We start from the raw sequence: 18579 nt of genomic DNA, 5'->3' as shown, positions 1-18579 counted from the left end.
CCGACTACCAATAATCCACTAGCAAGAGCGGTTACACAGAATTATTTACACCCTCGCCAATCGGGCTGAATTCTTGTGTGCCAGTTAGAGATTGCTCACATCACTGCCAGTCTTAGCGTTAGAGCTTCCCCGTTTCATCAGATCACACAAGATTCCACGGGGCGCGCCATCATAGTTTTATATTTACTGAAGACAATTGGGTACCTCAGTAGTACCAGGCCATACTGTAGAAAGATAGCTGACAGAATCTTTAGTAACATTAAATATCATTGTGCCGCCACCCAGAGCGTTACTCTCATTGCATGTTGCGAGGGCACTCGCCGCAGTAGCACTATTCAAGACAGTAGAGGCCCCAACACCCAATTTGGATTTATCAACCCCCAGATTGATGTACTTCTGAATTCGAGAGGTGCAGCTTGAACCCTGCCAATAACTCATCTCCCAACCGTAGGTTAACTGATCACCCAACTTCTTACCGTTCCATTCCGCCTGAAATGCGTCGGTGTCACTCCAAAGTGCCTTGGAAATGATTTTATTGGGCATTTTTTCACGCAATGCGCTGGTGACCTTAACTAAGGAATCGGAGTAAGTTTGGCTGCATTGTGAATACTCATCATCAATATCAATGCCGTCCAGTCCATATTGGTCGACGGCCTCTTTCAATTGCTGAGCAAAGTCATCTGCCGATTGCTCATCTGCGAAGCAGGACCAGCCAGCGTTTTGTTGATTCCCGAGCACACTGAGGACTACCTGCGCACCCTTGGCCTGAAGGTCTTGCACTGCACTCAAATTATTGTCAAGTAGCTCCGACACCTGATCGTTGAAATGTAAAATGGCTTTCTGACCATCATAATTAATATTTGCCGCAAAAATTATGGCAATATCGAATAGTTGACTACCATCACTTTCTGTAAAACAACCGGCATTGGCAATATCATTATTATTAACTTCCACATAAGCCACTTTTGGTAGAGACTCACTTTGCTGAAGGACATCGGATTTACACAGTGTTGCGCCTAAAGTACGAACTTCATTTTTACGTGAACCACACCCGTATCCGCTACCATCCATAGAGGCATTACCAGCCAGATTAGCGATTTCCCAGTTGCCCAGTAGCGAACACAATTCGTCACTATAGATTTGCGCTTCAATATAGGTCACCGGATTTGTATCAGATGCACAGCTACTTCCACTAACAATATGTGGCGTAGAGGGCTGAGACTTACACAGCATTTTCGTTAGTTGACGACCATCGCTACCCGATAGCTGGCAACTTGAGATCACTTTCTCAATTGAAGCTCCGCTTGACAAGCCCACCACATCGCCACTGCTAAGCAAAGCACAAAAATCATCCGGATAATTTAGAGCTTCGGCATAACTCACTGCTGAAGCCGTTGAAGGACAAACATCGGAGTTAACCACTTCAATATTCGCATATGCACCGACCTGAAAGACAAGATAGACGCAAGCAACCTGAATCGTCTTTAAGCATTGTTGTTTCATATGAAAATCCACGTTTATTATATATTTGTAAGAAAAGATGATTTCTAATAACATCGACCATTGATCTACAATATAATTGTCAATTTCAACCAACAGAAAAATCTTTTATAATTGCAGAACGATAACAACAACTTCAAATAGTAATTTACCTTTCAACAGACACCTACACCCTCAGTCACACCCGGCCTTAACCAATAAAATTTGGAGTTAGGTGGACTAAAAGAGTATCAACATAATAGCTTTCTGCACTGACCGCCAGAAAATCAAAAATATAAAAAACGGACACAGTAGATAACTACCATGCCCGAGAAGCACGATCAACGAGGTATTAAAATTTATAATTAGCGCCGATATATAAGCGCCGGCCGGAGTAGTTATAATAGGTCATCCGGTTTTCCTGCTTCCAAAACCCCTCCGACTTCTCCTCCGTTAAATTAATAATAGATGCATTGAAACTTAGACTATCGTTAAAGCTGTAGCTGGCATTAATATCAACCTGACCATATGCTTTATCATACAAATTATAGCCCTGGTGCAGACCGCCAGCTCGATCATCCTTCCAGTTATAAGATACACGAACTGCATAAAAATCGCTCTCATAGTATCCGGATAAATTATACTGGTGCTCTGCTGTTCCAGGGATTTCCGCTTCCGTTTTTTCGCCATTACTAAGCACGCTCGAAGTACTAGTATCTGTGTAGGTGTAATTAGCTAGCACACCGAAACCACTCTCAAATCCATGCTGAGCAAATAACTCCAAGCCTCTAGAGGTTGCCTTTCCACCACCTTTTTGAGTAGTCATCTCGACTTCTATCGGACCATTGCAGCAACTGTGTGTACGCTCAACAATCTCAGTAACCGTAATAGGTAAGTTGCTAATATCTTTGTTGAACAAAGTCGCCCCAAGAGCGGAGCCCTCAGTGTAATACCACTCGACTCCCAGGTCATACTGGTTAGACAGCATGGCCTCTAACCCAGTATTCGCAGAAGTACCAGTCCCTCGACCGGTCCAGGAATCCGGAGAATTGATATTAACTGGAGGGCCATAGGACTCCGCCTGCCCTAGATCTGCGTAGCTGACCCGAGACATTGTTTTTGCCGCTGCAAACCGTACTACAAGATCGTCGGTCAGATCCCATGCGACATTCAAACTAGGCAGGAGATTTTCGCTATCAGCACTACGGTTGTTGGCGTTGGTCACATCTGTTTCTTGACCAAGGATGTCATCATATGTCGAGGTTGTTAAATCTGTATTGACATAGCGAACGCCAAAGTTACCGCGGAAAGCTTTCCATTCAAAGTCTGCCTGAGCATATAAGGAGAATATCTTTTCCTCAATAGTGTAAGTACCTGACAGAACAGGAACCACAGTACGCGTGAAGTTATCACTGACATACTTTTTTAGGGCATCTATATCAAAAGGTAAATAATCGATAGCACCGGTACCACCCGCACCGTTATCTATAACTCCATCACCAAGAAGAGTTGATGTATCGGGATGGAAGTCTGGATTGTGGAACCATTCAGACCCAGATAACCAACCACGGTAACCCCCGTTATCAGAGACTCCATCATCCCACAGGAATGTATCTCTCAAAGATTTGGCTTCATGATCACGGTACTTTGTTCCAACATACACCTTGTTGATAGCGCCCCAGTCGGTGTTAAAACTAAGGTCGAGCTGATAATAGTCCTCCCGGTCCCGATTTTGGGTAGCATCGGAGCTGAACCAGTCGTAGTAGGGGTAAGCCTCCTGATCAGAAGTGAGATCAGTAGAAATTTCATAGCTTGGTTTGCCATCGGCGATAGACCATAACCAGCTATTCACCGAGCCATAACGAGCATCCATGTTTGCCATAACTCGCTCAGAGACGCCACCCTTCGCTGAACTACGCCCAACATTGACGGCTGCAGAGTAGGAATCACCCTCGTACAGTACTTCGAAATCGAAGGTGTGAGACTCAGATTCCCCAGAACTATCCTGCCCCGTCAACTGTGGAGACATTAAACCACGGCGTACCGCCTCTCCACCGTTGACATCAGAGTCACCCCAATTGTCTTCGTTGAGTAGACCGTTATCTCCGAAGCCATAAGCAACTACGGTATCTCCCTCTAGCTCCACGCCAAAATAGGGGTTGTGGTTATCATTCCATTCCGCCAGTGTGAGATTTTGGCTGCGAGTGTCATATCCCAACTGAGAGCCGAAGTAATTAAAAGCAAGCTCCAGGCGCTCTATGGGTCGCCACTGGGTAGTGATCTGATAACCGTCCCGGGTTCTGTCCTGCTCGTGATTGCCGATACCCATTGCCCTGGGCGCCCACACATTGTTGTAAACCTCACCGGTATCTTGATCAACAATCGCGGGACGTTCGGCACCTTCTACGGTATCAGAGTGGAATCGCCAGTGGCTGGCATAGTTTTCAATTGAGGTAGCAGTTCTATCCTGTTTGGTATAACTGGCCAAAATACCAAAAGTTTCATCTTCATTTTTCCAAGAATAAAAAGCGCTGTACTGAGGCTCCCATCGCTCACTGGTATCTGAGTAAGTAGTTTCAGTCGTAATAACACCTTCACCTGCCTTCATATCCAAGGGCTTATTGCTATATAAAATAACAGTACCCCCAATACCACCTTCATCAATTCTAGCTTCCGGGCTCTTATAAACTTCTACTTTTCTGATCATGTTAGCGGGCAGTAAAGCGTAATTGAAACTACGAGATGGCGCACCGCCATCTGAAGTAGAAATATAATTTCCGTTTAATTGAGTTAAAGTCCAATCAGCACTAGTTCCGCGAATGCTAACACGGCTTCCCTCTCCTCCGCTGCGCGTAATCGTTATACCCGGCACCCTCTGGAGGGCGTCAGCAACATTCTTATCCGGGAACTTGCCAATTTCTCCTGCGGTAATCGCGTCTACAATAGCATTGGAATCTCGCTTGATTTCAATATTCCGAGTATTACTCTCGAAAATTCCAATTACCTCGATATGCTCCATCGGCTTATCCTTGTCGGATGATTCGTCTGCGATCACCATGCTACTCACGACCAACGAGATAGCAGAGACTATCGACTTACGCTTGAAACCCCGATGCCAAGTATTAACCCTTTTTCGGTTATTTTTCTTCAATATTTTCATAGCTTCCCAACTTTCTATTCTTCTTATTAAATTTCAAAAAGTGCCAGCCCCCAAAGAGGGCTGGCGAAAAACTGCCAGGGGGACCCTAAACCCCACATACACAGTTCATTTGTTGAGCACTAAAACCCTAAAAAAAAACCTTGTCACAGGGGTAATCAAAACTGGGACAGTAATGACACAAAATCGGCGTTTTGAAATTTCAGAAAAATAACAGGAGATCAAAGAGAAGCTCTCGACCAAAGAATCGCCTTTTTAGGACCAAAACCGAAAAAAGGTGAAAACAATATTGTCTAGATGAATGAAATAGGTGGCTTCTACTTGGTAGAAGAAGACTTTATCGAGGCGATTTTATGGGGCAGCTTGGAGAGTAACGTGCTTAATATTCAAATCTGAGACTGAACTTCATCACGATAACTGGCTGGAAGCTGGCCAAACATGTCCTTAAAATGCCGACTGAAATAACTATGAGAGGTGAATCCGACACGATAAGCAATTTCTGATACGGGGCTTTGTGTTTCCACCAGCATACGGCGGGAGTTTTCCAGCCTTACCTCCCGCACAAACTGCATAGGCGTTTTTTCCAGATATTTTTTAAAACGTCGCTCTAACGCGCTGACCGATAAACTGGCCACCTCGGCCAATTGCTCTACAGTGATCGGCTGACTGTAGTTATTTTTTATATACTCTACAGGCTTATTCAGCTTATCCATTCTAGAAAGTGTTTTAACCGTCTCCTTAAGGTCCCGCGCCACACCATAAGTCCCTATAACGATTCCATTGGGACCTTTCAGAGCGCGCTTTGAAGTTGTAAACCATACCAGTTCTCCGGATTTTCCAATATTAAGCTCCAGACGATCGGTAATCATCTCACCGGCTAACACTCTCTTATCATCGCGCATATAGTTTTTAGCAAGGTAAGAGGGAGAGAAATCCAAATCCGAACGACCGATGACCTGATGTAAAGACCGGCAACCAACATGCTCGATAAATTCCCGATTACAATGGACCACATAGCCAGACTCGTCTTTTATCCAAAAGATAATATCTGATATCAGATCAAAAACTGCAATTATCTGTTGCGTAGAGACCTGCTCCAACACTGACTTGTACTTCATTATTTCTATCTACGTATTTAAGCACCAAACCCACAACAGTACCAACTCCACACCTTGGCGAGCACCAGGACACATCCGTGAAATGAATTTACAGAGAATACTAAAAATCGAGATACATTGATAAAATACTAAAAAGCACCTTCCCGACACTCGCCACGCACTTCAGCACCATAGACGGAAACAACGCGTTCAATCTCAAAGTAGCCGCGCTCACAAAAGCCGGTTTCCAGCATTTTTTGTTCAAGCGCCCAATTGAAATAATCTTCGACTCGACGACTTGAAGCACCGCCTATGCCTCCGGCTCTTTGCTGCATCCGCCGCTGAGAACTGGGCTGTGATGATGCGGGCGGGGGGATATCACGCTGCTCTCGCTCAAGGGTAAAAGTAAAGCGCTTGGCACCATTCGGGGCAATCTCAGTAATAAAGGATTCCTTCATGCCAGGAATAGGTTTATTGCTGGAACATGCTGCAAGAAAAACAGAAAGCACCAAACAACCCGCAATGCGTGACAACAAATAAGGAACAGTTTTTTTATTATTCACCTAAACAACTCCACCTGAATGACAGCCATTGTAATTAGCAATATGACAGCCTACGTTTTCGCAATTACTTTATTGCTTACTTAAAGACAACGGTTTTATTGCCATGAATAAATACCCGCTCCTGTAACACCAATTGCAGGGCTCGCGTTAGCACCTGCTTTTCTACATCTCGGCCGGCATCCGCCATGGTTTCTGCCGAATAGGCATGATCCACATGAATCACATCCTGCTCAATGATCGGCCCTTCATCCAGGTCATCGGTAACGAAATGTGCTGTAGCCCCTATGATTTTCACTCCACGCTCATAGGCCTGCTGGTAGGGCTTAGCGCCAATAAAAGCCGGCAGGAAGGAGTGGTGGATATTAATAATACGACCACTGTAGCGGGCCACAAAATCGGAGGTAAGCACTCGCATGTACTTAGCCAGTACCAGGTAATCCGGATTGTACTCGTCCGCCAGTGCGGCCACCTGCTGTTCGTGCTCGCTTCGCTCCAGTCCCTCTGCCGAGATACAGTGGAAAGGAATATCAAACTTCTGTACCAATTTCCCCAAATCCGGATGATTGCCTATCACTGCAGCAATCTCTACATCCATCGCAGCGGAATAGCACTTCATCAGAATATCGCCCAGACAGTGAGGTTCGCGGGTAACCATCAGTACCAGGCGCTTCTTGCCCTCGGCGGAGACCAAACTCCGCTCGGCGCCTCGTGGCAAGGTCATATCCAGATCTTCGAGGAAAGTCTCATCATTGAAGATCCCTTCCAGGGCTGTACGCATAAAAAAGCGGCCCTGCTCCCGATCCACGAACTCATCGTTCTTGGTGATGTTCAACTGGTGCTTGTAGCAAATGTTGGTAATCTTCGCGATCAGACCCTTATCATCGGGGCAGTCGGTCAGCAGTATCTTCTTTTCCATGGTCAAAATTCAGGCCAAATATCCAGAAGCCAGACTATACACTATGCCGACTTAACGATTCAGCGATCCACTCCGGGGAGAACATGGATAAGAACCTTTACGCCGATCATATGGCCACTTTGTGCTACCGCTACGACGAAATACTCGAACAAAGCGGGTTTGATACCCTCAACGTATTCAGTGGTGCCCCCAGGGTGCAGCTCCTGGATGACAACTACTATCCCTTCAAGGTAAATCCCCATTTTAAGGCGCTGGCCCCCATCACTGACAACCCCCACAGCTGGGTCATCTACCGACGTGGGCAGAAGCCGAAGCTTTTGTTCTATCGACCTGTCGACTTTTGGCACTATGTACCGCCTGCTCCGCAGACATTTTGGAGTGAGTTCTACGATATCGAGCTTCTGAGCAAGCCCGCCGATGCGCAGGAATTCCTGAACGCAGAGAATGCTGCCTTTATCGGCGAAAGTGAAAAGCTAAAGGGCTGGTCCCTCGGGGACGAAAACCCGGAACTTTTGATCAACCGCTTGCACTGGGCGCGCGCTTACAAAACACCTTACGAAGTAGCCTGCTTGCGTGAGGCCAATCGCATTGCCGTAGCGGGTCACCGCGCCGCCGAACAGGCCTTCCGCGGCGGTGACAGCGAATTTGAAATCAACCAGGCTTACCTCGGAGCTACCGGTCAGGGCGAAAACCGTATGCCCTATGGCAATATCGTTGCCTTAAATGAACACGCTGCGATCCTGCACTACACCCACCTGTCCACCACTCGCCTGCCTGAAGCACAATTGAGAAGCTTCCTGATTGATGCCGGGGCCGATTGCAACGGATACTGTGCGGATATCACCCGCACCTATGCCTACGCCAACACCGAATTCGCTCAGCTGGTAGCGGCTATGAATGAGAAACAGTTGGAGCTGGTGGATGGGCTTAAGCCCGGCCTGCCCTACCCTGAGCTACACCGCCAGTGCCATTTGAACGTCGGTGAACTACTCGCCCGGTTTGGCATTATCAAAACCTCCGCCGAAAGCGCGGTGGAATCCGGCCTGACTCGCCCATTTTTACCTCATGGCCTGGGTCACTTCCTCGGCCTGCAGGTCCACGATGTGGGCGGTTTCCAGAGCGAACCCGACGGTGGCACTACACCCCCACCAGCAGAGTACCCCTTCCTGCGTACCAGCCGGACTATCGAGGAAAACCAAGTCTTTACCATAGAGCCAGGACTCTATTTCATCGATAGTTTGCTCGCGGAACTGAAGAACTCAAATCTCGCCACAGAAGTACATTGGGATAAAGTCGACAGCTTCCGTCCCTACGGCGGCGTACGTATTGAAGATAATGTGGTGGTGCATGCAACGGGCAATGAAAACCTATCCCGCATAGAGTAAGCCATATCCTGCAGCGATAGTATGAGCGAGTTTATTCAAAGACTCACTCCCTATCGGGTTGCCAAGAAGTCACTCGGCAGCTTACTCAAGAAGCTGCCGAGTACTGAATAGCTCAGCAACCAGAAGGGGGACTTTACCTTCAATCTGATTGCTGAGGACCCACAATAAAAATCAAAAAAAATCGATTGTTCGCAGACTCTTCAAACGCCCTACCGCTCTTACTTCTCCCTCTATCGAATCCCTCTAACCAACCCACTTTTCACTACCCCATGTCCCTTGCCTTAATATAAAAAAACATCCAACCTCCGCCACGGAAAATACAAAAAAAGGCAAATCCCATGAGAAAAAACATACTGGCGGCGTTGATCGCCGCCACTGTATTAACAGCCGCCAACTCTGTCTCTGCGAAATCGATCGAGTATGTTTTTTACGATAAAGAGGGTATTGCCGGCACTGAAATTATTGAGCAAGAGGGTTCGAAGGTTTCCGGCGAATTAAAACTCGGATGGAATAACCGCCGTCTAAACCTTAAAGAGAGCTTTACTATCGGTGATGCAGCGATACCCGAACGGTTATCCATCGAAGGTGTCAGTCCTTTCGGCGCTCCCGTCAGTGAAGAGTATTCTATAGAAAATGGCATTGCCCGCTGGCAGGGCTCCGATGAGCATGGCAGTGCAAAAACCTCCGAAGCCCAATTTTATATCCCCAAAAACAGTACTCTCGCCGTACAAGCGCAATTAGTCAAAGCACTACTTGCCGATGCAGACCAAAATATCAATTTACTACCTCAGGGAAATGCACGCCTGCATAAACTCGATCAATTAACCCTGCAACAAGACGGCGAGAAAAAAACGATTTACCTCTACGGCATTAGCGGCCTTGGATTTACACCCGATTTAGCTTGGTACGATGAAAGTGGGAATCTGTTTGCCGCTGATGAAGGCGGCTGGTTCGCCATTCTGCGTAAAGGCTGGGATAAATCACATCTGGAGGCACTGAAAACCCGACAAGTCGCAGCGGCAGACCAGTACCTGCAGGAGCTTGCCGAGAAACACACTCATACTTCAACCCAACCGGTCCTGATCAGCAATGTTAACCTGGTCGATATCAAAGCGGGCAAGCTGCAGAAAAAACGTCATGTATTAGTTGAAAATGGAAAAATCGCACAGATCAGTAAAAAGCCGATCAAGCTGAAAGGTGCAACAATTATTGATGCCCGTGGCCATACACTGATTCCCGGACTCTGGGATATGCATGCACACTTATCTCCCACCGATGGCACACTGAATATGGCCGCAGGTATTATCAATGTGCGCGATATCGGTAATACCCACGAAAATATTTCACGTATCTCCGGCCTGTTCGAGTCTGAGCAGATTATCGGTGGTGACCTGTTCCGCGCAGGCTTTATGGACCGGGAAAGCGAAAATTCCATGCGCATGGGCAAGACCGCCGATAGCCTTGAAGAGGCCAAAGAAATTGTCGAATGGTATGCGGAGCGCGGCTACCAACAAATTAAAACCTACAGCTCTATGGAACCTGAGTGGATCGCCCCACTGGCGAAACATATTCACGAAAATAATATGCGCTTATCCGGCCATATCCCCGCTTTTATGACTGCAGAAGAAGCGGTAGATGCCGGCTTTGATGAGATCCAGCATATCAATATGCTGTTCCTCAACTTTATGGGCAAGATCGATACGCGCAAGAAATTGCGCTTTACCGAACTCGGAGAACACGGGCACGAACTGGACCTGAACAGCAAGGCAGTAGCAGTTTTCCTCGATAAACTGGCCAAAAAGGGCACAGTAGTAGATGCAACTACCACCGTATTTAGCTCTATGCTGTTGCGCCAACAGGGCAAGGTGGACCCGGAATTCGCCGATATTACCGAGCATCTGCCGGTCAACATTCAGCGCCACTTTGTCGGTGCCGAGCTGGATGTTAAACCGGAACACCGGGATGATTACGACCTATCAGCAAAAGCCCTGCTGGAAATGATGCGCAAGCTGTATGAACATAAAGTCACTATGGTAGCAGGTTCCGATGGTATTCCCGGCTTCACCCTGCTGCGTGAGCTGGAACTGTATGCCAAAGCGGGTATCCCCAATATCGACGTGCTACGCACCGCCACCCTGGTACCGGCGCAAGTGATGGGGGCCGATCAATACACCGGCAGTATTGAAGTGGGTAAAAATGCAGACCTGGTGTTGCTGGAAGGAAATCCGCTGGAGGATATCACGGCATTACGTCGCACGGCATTGGTCCTTGAAGGGCAAAACCTGTATCGCCCCGATGAACTGTACACAGCCCTGGGTATTAAGCCTTTCCATCCATCAGTGCCTTTTGAGTTAAACAGCATTACAACGGTTGTGGCCAAATCCGAATAACAGGACAAATTAACTCAGCACAAAAAAACCGGCAATCAGAACGATGGCCGGTTTTTTTATCAAACGGCTATTAAGCCAATTCGGTGCGCACTGCGCGCGCAGCCTCAACCATATTCAGCAGGGATGAACCCACCTCGGCCCAATTACGGGTCTTAAGACCGCAATCCGGGTTCACCCAGAGTCGCTCAACCGGTACCACCTCGGCAATTTTTTTCAACCGTTCCACCAACTCCCCTCGCTCCGGCACATTGGGAGAGTGGATATCATAAATACCCGGGCCAATTTCATTGGGGTAGCCACCGACTTTTTTAGCAAAGGCACTGAGCAGGCGCAAGTCGGAACGGGCCGACTCGATGGTAATCACATCGGCATCCAGCGAGACAATCGCATCCATAATTGCATTGAAATTGCTGTAACACATATGGGTATGGATCTGTGTCTCCGCTTTCACCTCGCTACAGGTATAACGGAAACAACCCACTGCCCAGGCAAAATAATCCTCGTGCTCAGATTCTCTCAAGGGCACACCTTCACGCAGGGCCGGCTCATCAATCTGGATAATGCCTATCCCTGCCGCTTCCAGATCCAACACTTCTTCACGGAGCGCTTCGGCAATCTGTAAACAACTCTCACTGCGGTGAATATCCTCCCTTGGGAATGACCAGTTGAGAATAGTGACCGGCCCCGTCAGCATGCCTTTTACCGGCTTGCTGGTTAGGCTCTGAGCGTAACTGCTCCACTCTACCGTCATGGCCTTGGGGCGGGAGATATCAGCAAAAATGATCGGTGGCTTCACGCAGCGGGAACCATAACTCTGCACCCAACCGTTACCGGTGTGGACAAAGCCATCCAACTGCTCACCGAAGTACTCCACCATGTCGTTGCGTTCGGCTTCGCCATGCACCAACACATCCAGGCCGAGGATTTCCTGGCGGCGAATTGCTTCGCCAATCTCGGCACGCAGGTGCTCACGATAATCCTTTTCGGTAATTTCATTGTTGCGATACTTACGACGCACACCGCGTAAAAGGTCGGTTTGAGGGAATGAGCCAATCGTCGTGGTGGGCAACAACGGCAATTGCCAGCGCTGCGCCTGCACCGGCGAGCGTTCCAGGTAGCGCTGCTCACGCCAGGTATCCTGCAGGCAAGCAGCGACAGATCGGCTAGTTTGCAGAATTTCTTCATCAGACACGATGGCTGCCGCTGCCGCCTCCAGCTGCTGCTGCAAGCGGCCCAACTCTTGGAGCTTCTCGCGACTATAAGCGAGCTTTTGCCTCTGCTCCTTCGGCAGGGAAACTTCTGACTCCAAGTCCACCGGGCTGTGCAACAGCGAGCAACTGGCAGACAACCACAGGCGATCGCCCAATTGCTCTGCCAAAGGCTTTAAAGTGCGCTGCCATTTTTCCAGGTCGGCTCGCCATACGTTGCGCCCATTAATTACGCCGGTAGACAACACCAGGTGCTCCCCCGCTAATTGAGCGGCGGTCTCCAGTTCTTCCGGCGCGCGCACACAATCGATATGGACGCCGGAAACCGGCAGGGAGAAAGCCAATTGCAGGTTTTCGCGCAGGGGAGAAAAATAGGTGGCCAGCAGTAATTTCAGCTCTGCGGCAACGCCGGAAATTTTCTGATAGACACTATCAAATGCGCCGCGCCACTCATCTGGCAAGTCAAGGCCCAGTATCGGTTCATCCAGCTGTACCCAATCTACGCCCAACTCAGCGAGCTGAGACAGCAATTCCGCATAACAGGGCAAAAGTTTCGGCAGCAACTCCAGGCCGCTGTCTAAACCCCGTCCAAGCCACAAGTAAGTCAAAGGTCCAATCACAACCGGCTTGGCCTTGTGTCCCTGAGATTGGGCTTCACGAACCTCGGTAAGTAACCACTCACTATCCAGAAGAAATTCCAGATCACTGGAAAGCTCTGGCACCAGATAATGGTAATTGGTGTCAAACCACTTAGTCATAGCGCACGCCGCTACCGGTTGCCCCGAGGGCGCACGGCCGCGGGCCAGACGGAAATACTGGTCCAGCTTGTTGTCCGCAGCACCTTCAGCAAATCGCTCACCCACCACACCAAACATCAACGAGTGATTGAGCACCTGGTCATACCAGGCAAAATCACCCACGGCCACACAGGCCAGGCCGGCATCGCTCTGCGCCTGCCAGTTTGCCCGGCGAATCTCAGCGCCCACCGCCAGCAATTCCTGTTGAGGGATATCTCCACGCCAATAGGCCTCTTGGACCTTTTTAAGTTCGCGGTCGGCGCCAATACGCGGATAGCCGAGAATATGTGTCTGCACCATGTTCGTTTTCCCAAGTCCATTCCTGTGAGGGGCCCAACACCCCAAAAACAATCACCCGCACTTGCGATGACCGGGTCACCACCGTTTACGGAAGTTCTGACTTGATTGTGTCCGCACAGTGTTGTTCAATCAATTTCATATTTTTTGTATTAAACATGAATAAAACTCATGATGATTGAATTGCGTCATTTACGCGCATTGAGCCTATTGCGGGAAACCGGCAGCCTGGTGCGGGCTGCGGAGCGCCTTCATCTAACGCAGTCCGCCCTGTCACATCTGTTTCGCGAGATGGAAGACCGCCACGGACAAGAACTTTTTGTGCGCAAGTCACGGCCTTTGCGCTTTACCAGTGCTGGGCTTAGGTTACTGCAACTGGGCGATGACATATTGCCGAGAGTGGAAGTAGCACAACGCGACCTGGCACGCCTGGCATCAGGACAAGCCGGCAGGTTGAATATTGCGATTGAGTGCCACAGTTGCTACCAGTGGCTGATGCCCGCCCTCAACACCTATCGCGATGGCTGGCCCGAGGTGGAACTGGATCTTTGCAGTGGCTTTCACTTTGCCCCCCTGCCAGCATTGGTGCGCGGCGACCTGGATTTGGTTGTAACCTCCAATCCGGACCCGGAGCTCAAGGGATTACATTATGAACCGCTTTTCAGTTTTGAGATGTGCCTTGCCATAAGCCTCAAGCACTCTCTGCTACAGGAACTTAAGCGACGCTGGGTGGAGCCACAGGAATTAGCCAAAGAGGTTCAAATTACTTATCCCGTAGAGCGGGAGCGGCTGGATATATTCCAGCACTTCCTCGACCCCGCAGGCGTGGAGCCCGCCGGTATCCGCACCGCAGAACTCACCGTAATGATGGTACAGCTGGTCGCCAGTGGCCGTGGGGTTTGCGCCTTGCCCAATTGGGCTCTATACGAGTATCTGCAAAAGGGATTTGTCGCCCAATTACAGCTCGGCAGAGAAGGCCTCTGGAGCACGCTTTACGCGGCGGTAAGGGAAGATCTGCGGGAGCAGCCCTACTTGGCTGATTTCCTCAAAACCGCGCGCAATACCTGCTTCGCCAATCTGCAAGGTATCCGCACCGCCAGGGCCAGGGCCAGGGCCAGGGCCAGCCCAACAATGACTGAAGCCACTTAATAGGCGCCCACGCCTTACAAAAGTTAACTGGGCAGGGAAAATCAACCCATGAATAATACGAAAAGCAGGCACAACACCATTCGATAATTCACACAAGATCAAACTTTTGCAATACCCGGCGAGGCCGGTAAAACCACTCGACAAATAAGTACACGTAATACTGGCTGACTGCCAACCAAAGAGTAGAATTTTGTAGGAGACGCTCTATGTCAAACTCAGTGAAACGATGGAATCCGGTGAGCAAAGGGCTGCATTGGCTTTTTGTATTCCTTTTAATTTCGGTTTGGGGGGCTGTCGAACTGCATGAGTTTTATGAAAGGGGAGACCCTATGCGCGGCTGGTTTATGCAACTGCACTTCTCGCTGGGCATCGGAGTCTTGCTCTTACTGACCCTGCGCCTCTACTGGCGCACACGGCACAAACGCCCGCAACTTAAGGGCAATCAATGGCAAAAAGCACTGTCCGGCTTAACCCACTGGGGGCTTTACCTGCTAATTATTGCCATGCCGGTATCGGGCATCGCTATGCGCCAGCTATTTGGGCGGAGTAGCGAATTTTTTGGGCTTTTTGCAGTGCCTGAATTACTGACAAAAAATCCAGATTTGGGCAAACAGATCGCCTTCCTGCACAAAGAGGTTCTGTGGCCTTCGCTACTGATATTGGTAGGACTTCACATCGTCGCTGCACTCTGGCATCACTTCGTGATACGCGACAACACGCTTAGTCGCATGCTGCCCCAACGATAAAAGGAGCTTGGAAAGGGAAAAATAAGAAAGGGGCGTCACATTCCTGTGCGCCCCTCCTGAATCACCTAAGCAGCCTGTAACAAAAGACCCTAACTCACTTGTCGCTATTGCCACGAGTGAACTTTGGCTTACCTTTTGGCTTACCTTTTGGCTTGCTCTTGGGCTTGCCTTTTGGCTTCACGCCCGCCTCATCAAAGCGGGTGATTTTCATCGGTTTGCCTGCAACGCGCACTTTCTTGAGGTGCTCGAAGATCTCTTTTGGCATTCCTGAAGGCAAATCTACGGTGGTGAAATCCGTGTAAATTTCAATGCGGCCAATGTGGGAACTGTCCAGATCTACTTCATTGGCAATGGCACCGACAATGCTACCGGGACGCACCCCCTGATCGCGCCCCACCTCAATCCGAAAACGCTCCAAGCCCTCATCGGGGGGCGACATCTTACGGTCCTTCTCGAAACTTTCCTTCTTGCGGCGACGCCCATCAAAATCTTCGTCCCGCTCGCGTCTCTCTTTGCGCGGCCGCTGCTCATTTTCTTGAATCAGCAGAGGCTGGTCTCCCTGGGCCATAGATGCCAGCGCTGCACCAACGTCTAGTGGATCCACGTCGTTCTGAGCCAAAAATTCCTCAACCAATTGACGGTAAGGAGCCAAATCGGTCTGGCCTTCCAAGGTCGCCGTGATGCGCTCGCGGAAGCGTTGCATACGGGCGCTGTTGACCACCTCCGCACTGGGCAGCTCCAACTTTTCGATAGCCTTTTTGGTGGCCTTCTCGATCACGCGCAGCATACGGCGCTCACGCGGCGCCACAAACAGAATCGCATCGCCCTCGCGGCCAGCACGGCCAGTACGGCCGATACGGTGGATGTAAGCTTCGGTATCGTAGGGAATATCGTAGTTAATTACGTGACTGATGCGCTTCACATCCAGGCCGCGCGCCGCTACGTCGGTAGCCACAACAATATCCAGCTTGCCTTTCTTGAGTTTATCGATCACTCCTTCACGGAGGTTCTGTGCCATATCCCCGTTCAGCGCGGCGCTGGCAAAACCTCGAGCCGCCAGCTTATCAGCCAGCTCTACGGTACTGTTCTTGGTGCGAACGAAGATGATCGTGGCATCTACCGGCTCCGCTTCCAGAATACGGGTCAGCGCATCCAGCTTGTGCAAACCACCAACCGGCCAATAACGCTGGCGAATAGTCTCCGCAGTCTCGGTCTTAACCCGAATTTTCACCTCTACCGGATCGCGCAAATGCTCACGGGCGATCCGGGCAATTTCTTTGGGCATGGTGGCAGAAAACAGGGCGATCTGGCGCTCCTCAGGAATCTGCTCAAGCACCCACTGGACATCGTCGATAAAGCCCATGCGCAGCATCTCATCGGCTTCATCCAGCACCAGAGTACTCAGGTTCGACAGGTCCAGGGAGCTGCGACGCATGTGGTCCATCACCCGCCCAGGTGTACCCACAACCAACTGCACGCCGCGCTTCAACTGCTGCATCTGTCCGCGGTAATCAGCACCGCCGTAGATCGGCGCTACATGAAAGCCCTTCAATTTTGAAGCGTAGGACTGGAAAGCTTCGGCCACCTGGATGGCCAATTCACGGGTCGGCGCCAGCACCAGTGCCTGAGGGCGGCGGTTGTTGAGGTCCAGCTTGGCCAGTAGCGGCAAAGCAAAAGCTGCTGTCTTGCCAGTACCAGTCTGGGCCTGACCTAGTACGTCACGCCCCTCCATCAGGGACGGAATTGTCTCAGCCTGAATCGGGGATGGGGTCTCGTAGCCGAGCTTTTCGATGGCACTGAGGAGTTCAGGCGGCAGACCCAACTGGTCAAAGCCGGCCGCTTTAGGGGTATCGGTCATTTCGGAAGTCACTTGAAGCCAAAGTCCCAATCGCGGGACCGGAGCGGTAGGTAAAAGGCCGCGCAGTCTAACAGGTTAGACGTTCCAGATCAGCCTATTTTTTAAACAAAAGGTAGCCATACCAGATGGCAACCTACAAACGCCCAGGCCCAAAGCGAAGCCTGGGGCTAACAGGACGTAAGACAGCTTAGACCACAAAGCTAGCTTGCATCCTTACTACTGGCGCCGGATAGCCCGAACAGGGATCCCCCCACCGCAACACCCTGCAAGCGTTTTGCCACCCCATCAATTGTGAGGCGCGCAGCCCGAGAAAAGCTGCCATCTACCTGCGTTTGCTCATAAAGGTAGGTATGGAAACGCTGGAACAAGGTGAAATCTACCGCCGCCGGCTCAGACCAAAAACTCGAAAGCACACCTTGATGGGTCAAGCCAGGCATATCATACAGCGCCCGACCAAGCACTTTGGTCGGCACTTTATGTAACAGCGCAGAAATACCGACGGTGCTATTGATAGTCACTACACCGAGCGTGTGGTCGAGCAACGTGGGCAGGTGCAAATCATGACAGTAGATTACCCGGCCCTGAATGCTATAGCGCACTTCCAAAATATCGATCAGCTTTTGATAGTGGCAAAAACCGCGATCCATGGGGTGATGCTTTATCACTATCACCGCATCATTTGGGGCATTTTCAGCAAAAGATTTCAGCACCCCATCAATCGCATTCTCAATTGAGAGTAAATCAGAGTGTTCTCGCAGCTGGAAGTCATCGCGTGTTTGCAAGGGAAACAAAAAGAAGCGCCGGCTAAATTCGCCAACTAACCTGGGGGTCAAAGAGCGCTCCGTCGCTTTATACAGCGCTTTGCGAGCAAAGCTTCGCAACCAGCAAATGGCCTCAGCTTTCCAATCCCGGTTGCGGTGATGGTGATACTGCGGGAATCTCGAATTCGCTAAACGCATTGCCGCGTAATAGCCAATCGCAAAGCATGCGCGATGCCAAAACGTTTGCCCCACCGGTAGCCCAGGCTGACGACCACTTGGCTCGTACCTTTCTATAGCCTCTCGAGACCAATTCACTTCAGAAAAAGCATTGACACCACCCCACTCCAGGGTCACAAAATCTGGTCGCAAATATCCTTCTTCGAACACAGCAAAAGCAATGTTCAAAGACTCGCAAACAGCGCGAGCTTTAGAGTGGTAACTGCGGCAATCACCATAAACAAATACCGCCTCAACGCTGTGCTCTAAAAGGTAAGCCCGAAAAAAGGATGACCAGTCACCCTCGCATCCACCGAAGTCACTCTGAAAATCTGCCCAACCAAAATAGCGATCGCCACCATTGAGGTTAATTTTGTGCGTAATTACGCCCCGCTGTGAGAGCCTCTTCGCTAACTTCGCGAAAAACGGACCATGAGGTCCCTGTAAAAAGACTGCCACAGACATGGTGTGTCGTACCCCTGGAGTTCAGTTATCTGGTGCATCGCGACTTGAGCATGCATGAAAAATGGACGAAGAAAAATTGCTGTCCTCCACACTTT

Annotated in this window: 12 protein-coding genes; 4 read left to right on the top strand and 8 right to left on the bottom strand. The window is 49.9% G+C overall.

All coding sequences use genetic code 11. The annotated features are described in order from the left end of the window. Positions 1-183: 183 nt before the first annotated feature. The 5 genes from MO867_RS09090 to purU all read right to left on the bottom strand — a co-directional run bounded on the left by MO867_RS09090 (position 184) and on the right by purU (position 7212). On the bottom strand, positions 184-1596 hold the full coding sequence (locus MO867_RS09090) for a glycosyl hydrolase family 18 protein (RefSeq protein WP_252466050.1): 1413 nt from the start codon (positions 1594-1596) through the stop codon (positions 184-186). Positions 1597-1831: 235 nt separating this feature from the next. Then, positions 1832-4639 carry a TonB-dependent receptor gene (locus MO867_RS09085; protein ID WP_252466049.1) on the bottom strand — a complete coding sequence of 936 codons (2808 nt, stop codon included), beginning with the start codon at positions 4637-4639 and terminating at the stop codon, positions 1832-1834. A 383-nt stretch (positions 4640-5022) separates the two neighbouring features. Beyond that, positions 5023-5754 (bottom strand): AraC family transcriptional regulator, encoded by a 732-nt coding sequence (locus MO867_RS09080; RefSeq protein ID WP_252466048.1) that lies wholly within the window; start codon positions 5752-5754, stop codon positions 5023-5025. Between the two features lie 128 nt (positions 5755-5882). After that, positions 5883-6296 carry a hypothetical protein gene (locus MO867_RS09075; protein ID WP_252466047.1) on the bottom strand — a complete coding sequence of 138 codons (414 nt, stop codon included), beginning with the start codon at positions 6294-6296 and terminating at the stop codon, positions 5883-5885. 76 nt (positions 6297-6372) lie between these two features. Continuing rightward, positions 6373-7212: a formyltetrahydrofolate deformylase gene (gene purU / locus MO867_RS09070; protein WP_252466045.1), complete on the bottom strand. Its 840-nt coding sequence runs from the start codon at positions 7210-7212 to the stop codon at positions 6373-6375. 83 nt (positions 7213-7295) lie between these two features. Here purU and pepQ point away from each other — a divergent pair, with 83 nt between their 5' ends. Together pepQ and MO867_RS09060 are read left to right on the top strand one after the other, a co-directional pair. Next, positions 7296-8597 (top strand): Xaa-Pro dipeptidase, encoded by a 1302-nt coding sequence (pepQ, locus tag MO867_RS09065; protein WP_252466043.1) that lies wholly within the window; start codon positions 7296-7298, stop codon positions 8595-8597. A 338-nt stretch (positions 8598-8935) separates the two neighbouring features. Next, positions 8936-10987 carry an amidohydrolase family protein gene (locus MO867_RS09060; RefSeq protein WP_252466041.1) on the top strand — a complete coding sequence of 684 codons (2052 nt, stop codon included), beginning with the start codon at positions 8936-8938 and terminating at the stop codon, positions 10985-10987. A 70-nt stretch (positions 10988-11057) separates the two neighbouring features. Here the strand turns inward: MO867_RS09060 and metE are convergent, their stop codons facing one another. Continuing rightward, the gene (gene metE, locus MO867_RS09055) at positions 11058-13292 is read right to left on the bottom strand and encodes a 5-methyltetrahydropteroyltriglutamate--homocysteine S-methyltransferase (RefSeq protein ID WP_252466039.1); all 2235 of its coding nucleotides are present in this window, start codon (positions 13290-13292) and stop codon (positions 11058-11060) included. 168 nt (positions 13293-13460) lie between these two features. Here metE and MO867_RS09050 point away from each other — a divergent pair, with 168 nt between their 5' ends. Further along, positions 13461-14438: a LysR family transcriptional regulator gene (locus MO867_RS09050; RefSeq protein WP_305884240.1), complete on the top strand. Its 978-nt coding sequence runs from the start codon at positions 13461-13463 to the stop codon at positions 14436-14438. A gap of 206 nt (positions 14439-14644) precedes the next feature. Further along, the gene (locus MO867_RS09045; protein ID WP_252466038.1) at positions 14645-15184 is read left to right on the top strand and encodes a cytochrome b; all 540 of its coding nucleotides are present in this window, start codon (positions 14645-14647) and stop codon (positions 15182-15184) included. 94 nt (positions 15185-15278) lie between these two features. Here the strand turns inward: MO867_RS09045 and MO867_RS09040 are convergent, their stop codons facing one another. Further along, positions 15279-17042: a DEAD/DEAH box helicase gene (locus MO867_RS09040; RefSeq protein ID WP_252466036.1), complete on the bottom strand. Its 1764-nt coding sequence runs from the start codon at positions 17040-17042 to the stop codon at positions 15279-15281. 200 nt (positions 17043-17242) lie between these two features. Then, positions 17243-18484: a capsule polysaccharide biogenesis protein gene (locus MO867_RS09035; protein WP_252466035.1), complete on the bottom strand. Its 1242-nt coding sequence runs from the start codon at positions 18482-18484 to the stop codon at positions 17243-17245. Positions 18485-18579 lie beyond the last annotated feature (95 nt).

Origin of the sequence: Microbulbifer okhotskensis, from assembly GCF_023895975.1 — a bacterium.
Classification (GTDB): Bacteria; Pseudomonadota; Gammaproteobacteria; order Pseudomonadales; family Cellvibrionaceae; genus Microbulbifer; species Microbulbifer okhotskensis.
The sequence above is the reverse complement of the archived record's forward strand: the minus strand, read 5'-3'. Positions and strand labels throughout refer to the sequence as shown.